The sequence below is a fragment of the Clostridioides sp. ES-S-0006-03 genome, assembly GCF_020662275.1.
In the GTDB taxonomy this organism is placed as follows: domain Bacteria; phylum Bacillota; class Clostridia; order Peptostreptococcales; family Peptostreptococcaceae; genus Clostridioides.
Map to the genome: position 1 here is coordinate 178,108 of NZ_JADGMM010000008.1, position 16,790 is coordinate 194,897.

Annotated in this window: 12 protein-coding genes; 2 read left to right on the forward strand and 10 right to left on the reverse strand. The window is 27.4% G+C overall.

Annotated elements, in window-relative coordinates; translation table 11 throughout:
* The first annotated feature begins 8 nt into the window (after positions 1-8).
* A complete protein-coding gene (locus IR151_RS12650) occupies positions 9-917 on the forward strand; it encodes a LysR family transcriptional regulator (RefSeq protein ID WP_227434891.1) in 909 nt (302 codons plus the stop codon).
* Positions 918-995: 78 nt separating this feature from the next.
* On the opposite strand, the gene eis is transcribed toward IR151_RS12650, so the two are convergent.
* A complete protein-coding gene (gene eis / locus IR151_RS12655; RefSeq protein ID WP_227434892.1) occupies positions 996-2,207 on the reverse strand; it encodes an enhanced intracellular survival protein Eis in 1,212 nt (403 codons plus the stop codon).
* A gap of 416 nt (positions 2,208-2,623) precedes the next feature.
* Between eis and IR151_RS12660 the strand changes: the two genes are divergently transcribed.
* Positions 2,624-3,256, forward strand: a complete 633-nt coding sequence (locus tag IR151_RS12660; RefSeq protein WP_227434894.1) for a CatB-related O-acetyltransferase — start codon at positions 2,624-2,626, stop codon at positions 3,254-3,256.
* A gap of 225 nt (positions 3,257-3,481) precedes the next feature.
* Here the strand turns inward: IR151_RS12660 and IR151_RS12665 are convergent, their stop codons facing one another.
* The 9 genes from IR151_RS12665 to IR151_RS12705 form a co-directional block, all read right to left on the reverse strand.
* Entirely contained in the window at positions 3,482-5,482 is a 2,001-nt protein-coding gene (locus IR151_RS12665; RefSeq protein WP_227434896.1) for an FAD-dependent oxidoreductase, read from the reverse strand.
* A 261-nt stretch (positions 5,483-5,743) separates the two neighbouring features.
* On the reverse strand, positions 5,744-6,613 hold the full coding sequence (locus IR151_RS12670) for a radical SAM protein (protein ID WP_227434897.1): 870 nt from the start codon (positions 6,611-6,613) through the stop codon (positions 5,744-5,746).
* 97 nt (positions 6,614-6,710) lie between these two features.
* Positions 6,711-7,568 carry an alpha/beta hydrolase gene (locus IR151_RS12675; protein WP_227434899.1) on the reverse strand — a complete coding sequence of 286 codons (858 nt, stop codon included), beginning with the start codon at positions 7,566-7,568 and terminating at the stop codon, positions 6,711-6,713.
* 230 nt (positions 7,569-7,798) lie between these two features.
* A complete protein-coding gene (locus IR151_RS12680) occupies positions 7,799-9,817 on the reverse strand; it encodes an FUSC family protein (protein WP_227434900.1) in 2,019 nt (672 codons plus the stop codon).
* Between the two features lie 263 nt (positions 9,818-10,080).
* Positions 10,081-10,866 (reverse strand): formate/nitrite transporter family protein, encoded by a 786-nt coding sequence (locus IR151_RS12685; protein WP_227434902.1) that lies wholly within the window; start codon positions 10,864-10,866, stop codon positions 10,081-10,083.
* A 56-nt stretch (positions 10,867-10,922) separates the two neighbouring features.
* Positions 10,923-11,894 (reverse strand): sulfite reductase subunit C, encoded by a 972-nt coding sequence (gene asrC / locus IR151_RS12690; protein ID WP_227434903.1) that lies wholly within the window; start codon positions 11,892-11,894, stop codon positions 10,923-10,925.
* Positions 11,895-11,906: 12 nt separating this feature from the next.
* Positions 11,907-12,698, reverse strand: a complete 792-nt coding sequence (gene asrB / locus IR151_RS12695) for an anaerobic sulfite reductase subunit AsrB (protein ID WP_227434905.1) — start codon at positions 12,696-12,698, stop codon at positions 11,907-11,909.
* On the reverse strand, positions 12,699-13,706 hold the full coding sequence (gene asrA, locus IR151_RS12700) for an anaerobic sulfite reductase subunit AsrA (RefSeq protein WP_227434906.1): 1,008 nt from the start codon (positions 13,704-13,706) through the stop codon (positions 12,699-12,701).
* Positions 13,707-13,878: 172 nt separating this feature from the next.
* On the reverse strand, positions 13,879-16,755 hold the full coding sequence (locus IR151_RS12705; RefSeq protein WP_227434908.1) for an EAL domain-containing protein: 2,877 nt from the start codon (positions 16,753-16,755) through the stop codon (positions 13,879-13,881).
* Positions 16,756-16,790: the final 35 nt, after the last annotated feature.

Consider the following 16,790-nt stretch of genomic DNA (forward strand, 5'->3'; position numbering starts at 1 on the left):
GAATATCAATGAACCTAAATCATTTGCATTACTTTAGAGTTTTAGCCAAAGTTGAGCACTATACAAAAGCAGCTACACAATTGTCTATAACTCAACCAAGCTTAAGTCATGCTATATCTGCTCTTGAAAAAGAACTGGGAACTTTTTTATTTGAAAAACAAGGTAGAAATGTTCGCTTAACTAAATATGGTAAATTTTTTTTAACTTATGTTGATAAAGCATTGAGTGAATTAGAAAGAGGAGAAAAAAAGCTTAGAGAATATACAAGTATATCAAAAGGTGTCATAGACTTAGGATTTATTTATACATTGGGAGCTTACTTCATTCCAGATATACTTGGTAAGTTTTTAGAAAAAGAGTCAAATAAAAATATTTCATTTTCATTTGGTCAAGGTACTACTAAAAAGATTATCCAAAGTTTAAAAGATGAAAAATTCGATTTAGCATTTTGCTCTTTTGTTCCAAATGAACCCAACATAGATTTTACAGCTATACTTCAGGAAGAATTGGTTGTAATAGTGCCATATAACCATCCTTTAGCCTCAAATGAAAGTGTAGACTTAAAGGATACAAAGGATTATCCTTTTATATTCTTTAGTGAAGATAGTGGAGTTAGACCAATTATTGATAAGCTCTTTGAAAAAGTTGATGTAAAACCACAAATTGTATGTGAAACAGAAGAAGATACAGCTGTCGCAGGTTTAGTTTCTATTAACTATGGTATAGCAGTTGTTCCAAATATTTTTGCTCTTAAATATTTTAATGTAAAGGTTTTATCAATAACAAATCCTATACATGAAAGGTACATATATTTAGCTACAATGAAAAATAAATATTTAACTCCTGCTGTTAATAGTTTTAGAAACTTTGTTATTAATTACAGTAAAAACAATAATCTAATTGATAAAATGGAATAAGAACAAGTTAAAAAGGGATTGTTTCAGAGTAAATACTCTGTACAATCCCAGACACATTTTAAAATTTATTAAAGTTTATTAGAAATAATCTGAGAAATATGGATTTTCACGTTCAATAAGATTTTCTAATAAATCTACTATTTCTTTATCACAAGTAATTCTTTTTATTCTATGAAGATAAGTTGGTCTTTTGTAACTAAGCAACATAGTTGTAAGTGTTTGTATATCAAGCTTCAAATCATACTTATCACCACCAGAGGTTAGTATACCTTTACCTTCTTTAGAAACACTTAGTGTAAATACTCCTGTATTCCAATCTAATAAAGGGTCTTTTAATTGAAATACTAACTTTACTTCATTTTCTTGTTCTTTAAATGGATACTGATTTATAAATTGTTCTATATCAACAATTCTACCCATAAAGTATGGTTTTATATTTTCTTCTATGTCTCCATCTTCAAGTAAAAATGCCAATGGTTCATCTGTATATGTATTTCCAACCACTTTATTTATCATTGAAAAGTGAGCACTTATAAAATTCCATAATCCTGTACGTGCCTCTTCTTCTACAAATACCATTTCTTTAATATAGAATATTTCATCAGAAATCCAATATAACACATAACCTTGTGCTTCATGGTTTTTATCATAATAAATTGCACATGTTAAGTCATCTAAATCCCAACGCCAGTATTCTTCCCATGCCAACTCACTTCTAATCATAGATGCATGGCTCTTTTTAGAAAATCGTTCATAAACATTTCTGACATCTTCGTGTTCTATACTTACACGCTCAACTTCTCCTGATACCGCTTTAGGTTTTGGCAACTGAGTATCTTTAATTTCAAAAGATATCTTATCTGATATTATTTCCCATCCCTTACGGCGATAATATGGAATTGAGTATGGAAATAAATAAGATATAGATTGTTTTCTTTTTCTCATATCTGTTAATGCTTGTCGCATCAATTTATCCATAAGACCTAAATTAGAATATTCAGGATATGTTCCAACACCAGTAAGACCACCCATATCGTATTCTTGACCAAATATATTGATTTTAAATGGATAAACAGCTATTTGAGATACTAGTTTATCCTCATCAAACCAACCAAATACATCTGCTTGTCTTAATACAGGTAGTTTAGCAAGAGTTATTTCTCTTTCCTCCCAACCTACTTGTTGTAAATCATGGTTTGTCACTTGAAATACATAACGTAACAATTGATTGAATTGTTGCAAATGCTTAGTTTCTACTTTCTTCATTTCGAGTCTCTCTAGTCGACTCATAATAAAACCTCCTAAAAATAAATACATATAAATACTATCTATTTATATAATATAGATAATAAATTTACATAAATACTACATAAATATTTATATAAACATAATTTTATCATACCCAATATATTCTAGTCAAATCACTGTTGAAAATTAAAGTTTAATTCAATAATAGCATTATTTAACTTAATAAAAAATGATTTATATTTAGTATATCTTAAATACTTGTAATTTTTTATCACTTTGATATAATCAAATAAATAGACAATTGTAATAAAATACAATTTAGTTAAAAATATTTTATTTAAAATAAAATAATAAACTATAAATAAATAAGTAATATATAAGGAGTGATTCTGTGAAGAGATGCATTGTAATAATGGGATAGTCAGGAAAACAACATAATATAAAGGAGAGATTTAAACATGACTATTCCAAATTCAGATAAAATATATCCAAGAAGTAATGATTATCAAACTATATATCTTAAAAATGTGATTACAAGAGACAATATAAAAGTTGGAGACTATACAATATATAACGACTTTTATAATGACCCAAGGGATTTTGAAAAAAATAATGTACTATATCAATATCCTATAAACAATGATAAATTAATAATCGGAAAATTTTGTTCAATTGCATGTAATGTAAAGTTTTTAATGACTAGTGGAAACCACACTATGAAATCACTCTCTACTTATACATTTCCAATCTTTTATGAAGAATGGGATTTAGACATAAATCATATAACAGATGCTTGGGATAATAAGGGTGATATTGTAATTGGAAATGATGTATGGATAGGCTATGATGCTGTAATTATGCCAGGTGTAAAAATTGGTGATGGAGCAATTATTGGAACAAGAGCTGTAGTTACTAATAATGTCCCTCCATATTCTATTGTTGGAGGAATACCTGCAAAAATTATAAAGAAAAGATTTAATGATGATATAATTTCAAAATTATTAAAAATTAAGTGGTGGGATTGGTCATATGAAAAAATCCAATCAAGTATTCAACACATTCAATCAGGAGCTATTGATAGATTAGTTTAATATTTTATGACTAATTTATCTTAAAACGAGATTTAGGGGAAATCTTTTTAGGAATTCCCTTAAATCTACTATATTGCCAATAGTCTTACTTGATATAATTAAAATTAAAAATAGTACTAAGGTTATAAAACAAAGATAAATTAACTTTTCTAAAATTACTTTACTTTTATTATTTATTCTCTACAAGAGATTCGACTTTTCTAAAATCATCTCTATTATTTATTATCATAAAAGATTTAACTTTTCTAAAGTTGTTATTATATTTCTTCCTTCTCTAACTCCATCGATTATTCTTCGAGCTATTTTACTATCTCCTATATTTAGAACTTCCACATTTTTAGCTTCAAAATATTTCTTTAAATTATTCAAAATTGGATTATTAGATTTCATTCCTAAACATATAAATCCATAATCAAAATTTAGTAAGAACTCTTCTTCATTCTTCTTAACTTTAAAATTATCATCCTCAACTTCCAATAATGCTGTATTTGTATAAACATCAACATTGTAATCTTTTAACATCTTCATCATTGTCACCTTTGTTATAGGGTCTAAATCTTTGCCCACAACTGGTAACATCTCAACTATAGACGTTTTAGCCTTATTTTCTGAGAAAAATTCTACAACATCTAATCCAACAGCTCCACCACCCACAACTACTACTTTCTTATTTTCTAAGTCTTTTGTTTTAAAATATTCTATATCATTAAATAGCTTAAATATTGAACTCACCTTTCCATTTTCTTGGTCTATCCTATCCATCAAACCAGTTATTGGTGGAAGTAATGGTTTTGAACCTGTAGCATTTATAATTATATCAGGTTTTAAATTTTCTATAAATTTAATATCGGCCTTTGTATTTTTAAAAACAATTAAATTTTTTAATTTATTAACTCTCTGTTTTAAATACTTTGGAAAATCATTTATTCTACTTTTATCCGGAAAAGTTGATATTGTCTCAGCAAGCCCTCCTATATCTGCTTTTTCTTCTAATAAAAATACATTACAGCCCACCTCTGCTGCTGTGGCTGCGGCTTCGAGACCCGCCGTTCCTCCACCTATAACAACCACATTTGTTGTCTTATTTACTTTTCTTTGTTTATATTCTTCTCCATTTATTAAGTCTGGATTTACTGTACATCTTATAGGTCTATTTGCTCCAATTCTATTACCTGCACATCCTATATTACATGAAATACACTTTCTTATCGAATCTTCTTTTCCATTTTCTACCTTTTCAGCCCAATTAGGGTCAGCTATAAGGCCTCTTCCCATACCTATAAAATCCGCTTCATTATTTTCAAGTATTTTTGATGCTATCTCTGGATTCCTTATATTTCCAGTTATTATTGTTGTTTTTCCAAATCTTTTTTTAACTGCTTTAGACATATATGAACGCCACCCATCTTCTAATGTCATTGTATCGATTTGAAATTGTATAGAATCATTTAATGCTGCTGATACATTATATATATCTACTTCTTCATTTAAATATTCAAGAAGCTTTAAAGTATCATCTAAAGTATTTCCTCCCTCTATAAATTCATCAGCACTTATCCTTAAAGATATAGGAAATAAGGCTCCTACTTCGTCTCTAACTTTATCAATTACTAGTTTTGCAAATCTCGCTCTATTTTCAAGACTTCCACCAAATTCATCTGTACGCTTATTGTAAATTGGGGATAAAAATTGACTTATTAGATATGAGTGTCCAGCGTGTATCTCTATAGCATCAAAACCAGCTATTTGAGCTCTTTTTGCTGCCTTTCCATATTTTTTAGCTATATCTAGTATTTCTGCTTTCTTTAATTCTCTTGGTATTGTTCCTCCATTTTTTGAGGGTATGTTCGAAGAAGATACTGGAGTTAATCCATTTATTCTATCTGGCATAGCTGAAGCACCTGAATGATTAATTTGTATAGCTACACATGCACCATGTTTATGTAGACTCTCAGTTAACTTATATAAAGCAGGTATGTATCTGTCATGGTCTATTCTTATTTGTGTAGTTCCATTAGAACCTAAAGGAAAATCTACACAAGCATTTTCTACAATTATAAGTCCAGTTCCACCTTTAGCTCTTTGTTCATAATATTTAATGTGTTCATCTTTAAATTCTCCACTTTCTCCACCAAAGTTTGTTCCCATTGGTGGCATAACTATTCTATTTTTTACATTCATCCTTTTTATAGTTAATGGTTCAAAGATATTTTGATATATTTTCATTTCTATTCCTCCACACGTTTTTATGTTTATAGTTTTTGTGTTTTAAATTTATGTCTCTATTATAATGCGTAGAAATCTATTAAACCAGTGCATATTTTCATCATTATTGATAGATTTTTTCTATAATTTTATGATTATGTTTCTTAACAAAAAAATCATGCTACATTAATAGTGATACACTATTAATGTAGCATGATTACTTAAACTCTAGATAATTTTAATATTTTACATCTACACATATATATTAAGAATAGCTAAATTTTACAGTCTTCTATACTCTTCTCTTTTTAATTTTAAGTTACTTAGATAATAATCTATCTCATCAATTAGACGTTGTTTATCCTCAGGTAATATTCCTTTTAAGTTAACATAATTTGAGGCATGATTACTTCTAAATACGACTTTTTCATTGGTATCTATATTTTTTATCATTTCTTTAATTTCTTGTAGCACAGCTTTATCTTCCAATACTGTAAATTCACCTGATTGAAGTAAATCGTAAAGTTCAGTATTAGGTTCTACCATTAAACTCAATACACCTACATAATCTGGTGAAATTGCTCCTAGCATTTTTCCTGTATCAACTCCATGTTGATTCGTTTTTTTAGTTCCTCCAAGACCTGCTATTACAGTAGCTGATAATTTAATACCATTTTGCTTAACTTTTCTACCAACTTTTATAAGTTGTTCACTATTAAATCCCTTTTTAATATCTTCTAATACCTCATCATTTCCACTCTCAAGCCCTAGATAAATCATCTTAACACCAAGTTTTTTTAACTCTTTAAGTTCATCATCAGTTTTTTTCTCTATAGACTTAGGAGAGCCATATAGAGTAATTCTTTCACACTCTGGAAAAACTTCTTTTATATACAATATTATATCTCTTAGTTTTTCCATTGGTATTATCAATGCGTCTCCATCTGCTAAAAATATTCTGTCTACATTTTTATAATGTCTTCTAAATATATCAATTTCATTTTTTATTACTTCTAATGGTTTTATTTTAAATTTCTTTGATTTGTACATACTACAAAATGTACATTTATTATGAGAACATCCTAGTGTAACTTGTATTATAAGACTATAAGCCTCACTTGGCGGTCTATAAAGTGGCATATCATATTCCATATTAAAATCCCCCTTTTAATCAACTCTTAATTTTATTATATTAATAATATTTACTTAAAATAATACTTTATATATATTATAAACTTCAAGCTTTTGTTTAAGATATATTATTTAAAAATTTAATAATACTATTTGCAGTAATCTTAAGCTGTTTTTCTTGACTTATAATAGCATCATTGTCTCCCTTTTGTTTTCCATAATCTCCAAATTGTGCATGATTTCCCCCTTCAATTTCAACATAAGTTGTATCATCAGGAAGTTTTTCTTTTGCTTCTATAAGATTTTTAAAATTAACTACTCCATCTTTACTTCCCCATATAGATATAACCTTTTTACCTAGCTGTTTTAGTTCATTGCCCATTGGATAGGAAGATAAAAACACAACTCCATCAATTAATTTATTGTCACGTGCAAAATTAGATGCAACAACTCCACCCAATGAGTGACCTCCTATTACCCAATGTTCTATATTATTGTAAGAATCCATAATTTTCTGTGCTTTATTAGTTCCAAGTATAGCTAGATTAAGTGGCATTTTTGCAATTACCACTTCATATCCACTTTCTGCTATTTTTCTTGCAAGTGGTGCATATGATTCAATTTCTACTTTAGCTCCTGGATAAAAAATTAGACCTTTAGAAACTTTTCTACCCTTCGGTGTAAATGAAATATTTTCATTTATGGTTACCTCAACTTTACTATTGCTAACTAATGCTTCTTTTGCTAGTTTTTGAGGTTCATATGTTTTGTTTATCCATATGAAAAAACTAAGCAGAATCAATACAAACAGTATCCCTATTCCCATGAATATTTTCTTTTTTATATTAAATTTTCTATTATCATTTTTATCATCTTCGTTTTCAACCTCATCATAAAGTAAAGGTCTTTCAAGTTCCATAGTTATACTAAATGTATCATATTTCTTATTGCGCTTTACCTTTACATCTTTACTCATAAATCTAACCCCCATAATATTTGAATACTATTATAGTTTATCCTAAGTAAATTGTTTTTTCAACCAATGAAAAAAATCAATATTTTAACCTTTTTCACACAAAATTCATAAATATATGGTTTTTGTTTTTAATATACTATTTTCTGTTAACATTGTATAAAAGAAAAAGTCATATACTTTATTTTAAAGCTATGACTTTTTATATAATTTAATTAGATTAGATTAGAAAACTATGCAACTTCTTGCACTAACATTTTACTGATATTACTTATTCTATACATTTCTTTTACACCATTTAATGTTTGAAGTAAATTTAGACAAATTATTTTATCACCTAAACTTACTGTACTTTCAATACTATCTAAAATTACACTTCTTCCTTCATCATATTTATCAGCATCATAATTTGAAATATAACTAGTATCTCTCAATATTCTTTCTACATCTTCATCTCTAATATTATTCTTTTTGACATTTATATATAAATTGTACATATTACTTATTAGTAATTGTTGATTTTCTAAGAAATCATCTTGATGTTCATCTTTGTATATAGTATTTATCAGCATAAGTCTATCTTCAATAAGTGATGGCACTAATAATAGATTCTTTATATAATGAACATTGGTTGAATTTTCAATAGATTTATTAACTTCATTAATTATATTTTTAACTATACCTTTATACACATCTATAACATGCTGATACCCCATTTTTGCATCATATGGTAAAACAAATTTATTTATTATTAATGCAATAATTGCACCTAATACTACATATGAAATTCTACTCATAGTTAAAACATTAGGGTCTCCCATAACTGCTGCCGAACCAAGGGCTGAAACAGTTACACACACTATCAGTTTTCTATAATCAACTACATATGAGTTTATGTATCCTGCTAAAAGTACTATTAATGACCTTAATGTATTATCTTTTATTATTGAAAATGAAACAATAAATATTACCGCTCCTACTAGTGTACCTTCTATTCTTTTTCTGGATTTCTGCAAACAGTTCTCTGCATAAGGTTGCGTTAATGAAAACACAGTTAACATTATCCATCTTCCATCTTTTAAGTGAAAATAATCCATAATAAAACCTGAGATTGCTGCAGCCAAAGCGATTTTTATTGCATAAGAAAATCTTATAGATTTTAAATTAAAATGTTGTTTATATATTGATATTCTTTTAAATTCACGTGGTATCTTTATTTTTCTTTCAACTCTTTTTTCCTCTTTTGATTTTACCTTTTTGTACTCTAATAAAAATTCATATAGATTTTCTAAAGCACTATAAATTTCTTTCAAATTTATATTTTTAGTATCTTGAGCGACAACATAATCTCTAAATCCAAGTATTTCTTTATCAGTTATCTTATCTTTATTTTCTAAGCACATCTTGATATAATTTACTTCTTTAGATACTACAACTAAAACATCTTCTTTACTATTTGTACTACTTTCTTTTAGCATATTTTTTATGTCTTCATCCTCAAATTCCTTAGTATCTATTTTATATCTATCTAAGATTAAACTTATTCTTTCTAATGAAAATAAGATATTTATTATATCCATTCCTTTAATACTAATAAAAAAATCATCTTTTCTATTATCAAATATAACCATTTTAAGACCTTTTGATATAGAATTTATTGTGTAATTACAACTATCTATTTTTCTCATATTAGACTTATTTACAGAATTATCACTGTTAATAATATTTTTTAAAAGATTTATTTTTTCCAACAACTCATCACATATAGATATTAATTCTTTGTCACCAATTTTTTTCATTCTATTTCTATTCATAACAAATTGAGCAATCATTATGACAAGTGAACCACTAGCTAAAGCCGATAATCTTATAGGAAATTCGCTTAATCCTACAGGTATACTTATCATAAATATATACATAAGACCAAAAGGTACATATACAGCCCTTTTCAAGTCATAACTAAATAAATATCCTATTATAAATAATGCTATAAAATTTAATAAAATTCCTAAATACATATTTTGTACTGCAAAAAACGATAATACTCCTAATGTTACGTTTATTATCAAGTATTTCAGTAAATTTTTAATTGGAGAAATAGTTAAATCCCTTTCCAAAAGCATTAGCATAGCTGTTACTATAGCCACACCTATAAGTGTATTTTTACTTCCAAATAAAGCTATAAATGCAGATATAAATGCTATTATAAAAATAAACAATTTAGTTTTTGATATTATTAATTTTTTTGTCATCAAATACCTCCTTAAAAATTTCAACAAAGTCAATTTTATCACACTTATTATCGTATTCAAAATCGTCTTTTCTACGTGAGGATTCTAATTTTTCTATTTATAATTCTAATTTTAATTCATATATTAACGAACTTTATAATCATATATAACATATATATTCATATGCCAGCATACGTTTTTTCTTTCAAATATTTTTTTAAAATTAAAAACAACGCTCTCAATAATACAATATTTGTACTTATTGAGGGCGTTGTAAGATTTATCTAGCAAACTTGTTTAATTTTTTCTTTACCTAGTATGTAAGTACCAAGTCCCATAAATAAAGCTCCTCCAACAATGTTTCCAAGTGTTACTGCTACTAAATTATAAATAGCTCCTCCAATACTAACTGTTTGAATTGTTGGAGAAAATAATGAAACACTATAGATTGTCATATTCGCTACACTATGTTCAAACCCTGTTGTTATGAAAGCAAATAAACATAGGAATATCATAATTATTTTTGCACTATCATTGTTAGTTCTAAATGAACATAAAACTGAGACACAAACTAAGATATTACACAAAACTCCTCTAAAGAAAAGAGACATAAATGGCATAGATGCCTTGGCTGCTGCTGTGTTTGCAAAAAATTCTGCTACAGGACCTTTATCTACTAAACCAGTTCCTACAAACATTATACCTAAAATTAAAGCTCCTATTAAATTTCCTACCCAACTGTATATCCATATTTTAGAAGTATCTTTTATACTTACCCCTTTATTTAGCATACCTACAGACATTACCATATTATTTCCAGTAAACAGCTCTGTTCCTGTCATTACAACTAAACTAAGTGCTACTGCAAACGATAACCCCATCATTATCTTTGTCATAGGAGAACCTGCATCTGTCAAAATCCCTCCAATAGTAAATATCAAAAGTATACCGATACCTACATAAAGTCCTGCAAAAGCAGAAGACACTAAATATTTTATCTTACTTGTATTTAATAAATTTATTTTATTTATAGCTGCGTTAGTTAATTTATCCAAAGTTTCTTTATGCATAATTCCCTCTTCCTTCTATTAAATTTATAATTTATTTAAATATATTTTTTTATTACTTATAGATATTTAACACCACTCCAGTATATATTTTCATGTACTTTAGTTATTTCTTCAAATTGTACACCTTCAAGTGCCCATTTTTTAAATTCCATGAATCCAGTCCTGTCAATTATATATCCTATATGCTCTTTCCCTCCTGGTGCATCTTTATCTATATATTGCTCTACATATTTGTAAGTATTAAGTATTATTTTTATTATGTTGTCTTCATCTGCCCATAAAAGAAAATCTTCTGCTAGTCTTGGATTTTTCTTACCTGTTCTACCCATTATAGCTAATCTATAGTATTTTTTTTCATCTCTAGTCCATGCATTTGTTGGGCAATTTAGTACACATTCTCCACAACCTATGCATTTATCTCCATCTCTTACTACTTTATTATTTTCTGTTTTTAATGCTCCAACAGATAGTTTTGAGCATTTTTTTACACACGCTCCACAATTCACACATCTATCTTTTTCATATAGTGGTAAGGTCATTCCTATAATTCCAAAGTCATTCATTCTAGCTTTTATACAGTCATTCGGACATCCAGTCAATGCCACTTTAAAATGTAAGTCATTTGGAAAAATTGCTTTTTCTATTTTTTTTGCAAATTCAGTTGTATTATACTGCGCTTTTGGACAGACTTTATTACCTATACATGCAGCTATGTTTCTCGTACCTGCTGCTGGATAACCTGCATTTTTCTCACTTTGATTTATATTCATCTTTTCAATAACAGGTTGTATGATATTATTTATTTCTTCCATATCTTCCATATCTATTCCTAAGATTTCAAATCCCTGTCTTGTAGTTATGTGTATCTGACCATTACCATATTCATTTGCAATCCTAGAAACTGTGATTAAACTTTCAGGGTCAATAAGACCTCCTGGCACTCTAACTCTTAAAGAAGTTTTATATTTTGTTTTTGTAATTCTATAAGCATTTTTCATTACTTTTTTAGTATTTAAATCTCTTATCACAAACTCCACCCCCTAATCAATAAGATTTTTAGCATATGAATAATCAAATACTGGTCCATCTAAACATATATAAGTATCATCCATCTTACAGTGTCCACATTTTCCTATTCCACAACACATTTTTCTTTCATAAGAAACCCAAATATTTTTTTCGTCTAAATCTCTTTTTAAAAACTCTCCTACTGTAAATTTCATCATCATTGGAGGTCCAACTACAATTGCAGAAGTATTATTTATATCTTTTATATCTAAATCTGGAATATATTTTGTTACTAATCCTACATTTCCACTATAACCCTCATCAGCTCCATCCACAGTAACTAAAATATCCAATTTTTCACTCCATCTTTTTAAGTCCTCTGCAAATAGAACATCTTTTGGTGATTTAAATCCAACTATTAATTTAAACTTTTCACACTTATCTTTATTATTATAAAAATATTCAACTATTCCTCTTACAGGAGCTAATGCACTTCCTCCTGCTACTACTACGATTTCTCTTCCTTCATATAAAGATACATCAAATCCATTTCCATAAGGTCCTCTTATAAAAAACGAATCTCCTTCTTTGTAATTGAATAATTCACTAGTAACTTTACCTACATTTCTTATTGTAAAATCAATATAATCTTCTCCATATCCTGATACTGATATTGGACTTTCACCATATTTAGGTATAGATATTTCATAGAATTTTCCAGGCAGAACCCCTTTTGTATCACAATTCACTTTGAATGTCCATTCTTTATCAGTATGTTTAACTATGTCTAGTATTTTTGCACTTACTGGTATATATGAGTTCATTTATATCTCCTCCTTACTAGTTACTAAATCATTTATTTTTTCTATACATTTTGAAAATGATATATATTGTGGACATGCATCATCACATCTTCCACATCCAACACACATGTTATATCCAAATCTTTTTTTGAAATCATTTATTTTATGCATAGTTTTAAACCTCATTCTTTCTCCTTGTTTTTTTCTGAAAGAATTTCCACCTGCTATGTCTGTATATCCATCTACTTGACATGAAGCCCAAACTCTTCTTCTTTCACCTACATTTTCATTTTCCTTATAAAAAATATCCTGCATTGTAAAGCATGAGCATGTTGGACATACAAAATTACATCTTCCACATCCAATACATCTTGTGTCATATTCATCCCATATTGGATTTCCTATTATCTCATTAGAATCAATATTTTCTGGTATATCTATAGAAATTAAATTTTCTGTTACATGACTAACATCAAATTCTGATGGCTCTCCATTAAATACTTCAAATTCATTGTCTTTTATGTCTAAGTACAATGTTTCTCCTTCTATATTCAATCCAAGTGAATAGTTATCAGTTTTATTAGAATCCATACTTACACAAAAACAATTTCTAAAACTCTCTTTACATCCTACAAGTGCAAATTTTATTTTTTCTCTAATATGTTTATAAAAATAATCTTTTTCTTCTCCATTATTTAAATATATTTCATCGAGTCTCTTTATTCCATTTATGTCACAAGCTCTTAGAAAAATTAAAATCTTTTTATTGTCTAAATCGCTTTCCTTAAATTCTTTTTCAGTAAAGTAAAATAAGACTTGATTAATAGGAAGCACTACTTCTTTTGGTGAAAAGTTTGATTTTTGAGCAAATTCCATTTCTTCAAAAGTATTTACTTCCTTGTATCTTATCATGTCCGTATCTGAAAAAGTACCTTTAAATGGCATTATGACTGGTGCAAATATTTTGTAGTCTTTTTTTAGGAAATTCAGACCTTCATTGAATTTGGATGAATCTAATTTTAATTTCATTTTTATCACCTTTCTTATATTTTAGTTTTGCTTACTTATTATCTTGTTTAAATCTTAACACTTTATTTTAGATACTTCTGTGATAATTATCACAGTTTTAAAAATAATAAAAAAAATATTACTAGAGTTTATTAAACTCTAGTAATATTTCTTTATTATTTATAACTTTAAATTAAAAATCTGTTCTTTTAAATACAAGCTTTTCAAATGATTCTATATCCATAGGTCTTGCAAAGTAAAATCCTTGTCCAATATTACAGCCTGCATTTTTTAATAAATTTAATTGACCTTCAGTTTCTATTCCTTCAGCTACAATTAGCATATCTAAATCCTTACCTAATGTAATTATATTCTTTATAACTTTTTCTCCACGTGTAGATGTAATTGTCTCATTTAAAAATTCTCTATCAATCTTCAATACATCAATTGGTAATTTTTTTAAAAGACTAAGTGAAGAATATCCACTTCCAAAATCATCCATAGATACAATAAATCCAATATCATGCAAATCATTTAAAATATCTAAAAGCATGCTTATATTTGACAAAAATAAACTTTCTGTTAACTCAAGTTCTATTAGATGCGCTGGTATATTATGCTTATTGATTAAAGATTTTAAACTAGTTACTATATTTCTATTATTTAAATGAATTCTTGATACATTTATAGAAATTGGTGGTGGCTTTATTCCATTTTTTATCCATTTTGACATTGTACTAAAGACATTATCCCAAACATACAAATCAAGTTTTTCTATAAATCCATTTTTCTCAAATAGTGGAATAAAATCATTAGGCGATATAGTTCCCTTAATTGGATGAATCCAACGAACAAGAGCCTCTGAACCTACAATCTCATCTGTTATAAGGTTAATTTTAGGTTGCAAATAAACTACAAACTCTTTATTTAAAAGTGCATTATCCATATTATTTTCAATTTCTTTTTCACGAAGTATAGAAAGCCTTATTTTATCATCATAAAAAGCAACTTTACTCTTATAATTGGTTTCTATTGTTTGACAAGCTATCTTAGCTCTATCAATCATTACATCAATATTTACATCATCTTTATCAATTAAATACGCTCCACATTTAAGTATTATATCTATTTTAAATGTATTTTCTTTATCACTATTCACAATCTCAAAAAAATCATTTGCTCTTTTTCTTAAATTTTCTATATTACTTTTTTTAGTCATTACAATAAATCTATCGTCTGATAATCTTGCATATATTTCATCCTTAAAAATACTTTCACCTATTTTTCTTGCTATATATTTTAAAATATTGTCTCCAAATTCAAAACCAAACATATCATTTATATATTTAAATTTATCTATGTTAATATAATATATAACAAAGTTATACGTTCCATATTTTTCAAAAAGCTTATTAGCATCAATTTTAAATTTCAATAGACTTCTTATACCTGTTACTTCATCAACATATGCTATCTTTTTTAATTTATTCATTTGTACCTTATAATTTACAATAAATATTCCAAAAACTATAAATATAATAAATAATATTATCAAAATAAATGCCATAATATTATGCTGTATAAAATCTAATAGAGTAACTGTATGCTCTAAGTACTTCGTACTGCCTGTAACTGCAATTGCAACCTCTTCTTCTGTAACTCTATTGATGGATTTATTGAGTATTGACAATAATGCAGGATTTGCTTTTTCAGAAACCCCTATTCCAATATCCACGACTTGATTTTTTATTGGCATAAACATAAGCCCATCAGATTCTTCAGTATTAATTATATTATTTAGGATATAGTTGCTTCCTATAAATACATCACTTTCTTCTTTCTTGACAGCTTCAATACATTTACTAGCATTTGGATAAAAACTTACTTCTTGATTTGGATAATATTCTTTTACGAATGATTCTATCCCTGTCCATTTAATCATTGCTACCTTAGTTTTTTCATCCATTCTAATATCATTTTTTGCCAAACCTAACATGGTAGTTTCAAGGTAGCCATCAGTAAATATAATATTATGCTCTAACTCAGTACTCCGTGACATAAACATATTTGCACAAATATCTACCTCACCATTTTCAACCATTTTTAAACCCTCTGAAAAATTATCTACCTTTATATACTCAAACTTTAAACCTGAGTTATTTGAAATTGATTTTAATATATCTATTGATATACCTTTGTAGGAATTTGTATTTTTATCAAAAAAAGATAGTGGTGACGTATCAGGACCTGATACAACTTTTATTACAGGATGTTTCTTTATATATTCTTTTTCCTCCAAAGTAAATACTTCTTTAGCTATTGCAGTACTCTTATAATGTTTATTAAATAAATTACCATCATAATATATATCTTCTCGCTTAATCTCATTTAATGCATAATTCAAACCATCTAGTATTTTTTTGTTTCCCTTAGTTGTTGCATAATAGATAGGCTCTGATGAAAAACGTAATACTACCTTTGTATTTGGTATATCTCTAATGCTTCCTGTAAGTATCATATCAATGGTTCCTTTTTCAAGTTCCTTTTGAAGTTCTTCTGCACCTTCTATGTACTTATATTTTACAGATATTTTATTTTTTTTACAGTATTCATCAAATACACTTTTAAAATGATTATCTGAAACTGTACCTACTACTTTTCCATCAATCTCTTTTAGATTATTATAAGATATTGTATTGTTTTTGGAGTTCACATACAATGCTCCATATTCATATCCAAAATTTAAATTTGTATAATCATAGTATTCTTCACGTTCTTCATCCTTTTGCAATGCTCCAAATATATCAATTTTTCCCTCTTTAAGCATTTCTAGACCTTGACTCCATCCACAAGGTATATATTCTAATTTCCAATTATTTATTTTAGCGATTTCATTCATATAATCATATGTATATCCATATAACTGACCATCTTTTGTAACAGAAATTCCATAACTAGGCCAATATCCAACCCTTACTTTTTCTTTCTCAGAAGTGGCTAAAACAAATGATGTATTTAATATAAGTAAAAAAATAACCATAGTAATAGTAAATCTATATTTTCCATTCATAATATGCCTCCATTTATAACTAAATCATATCAAGA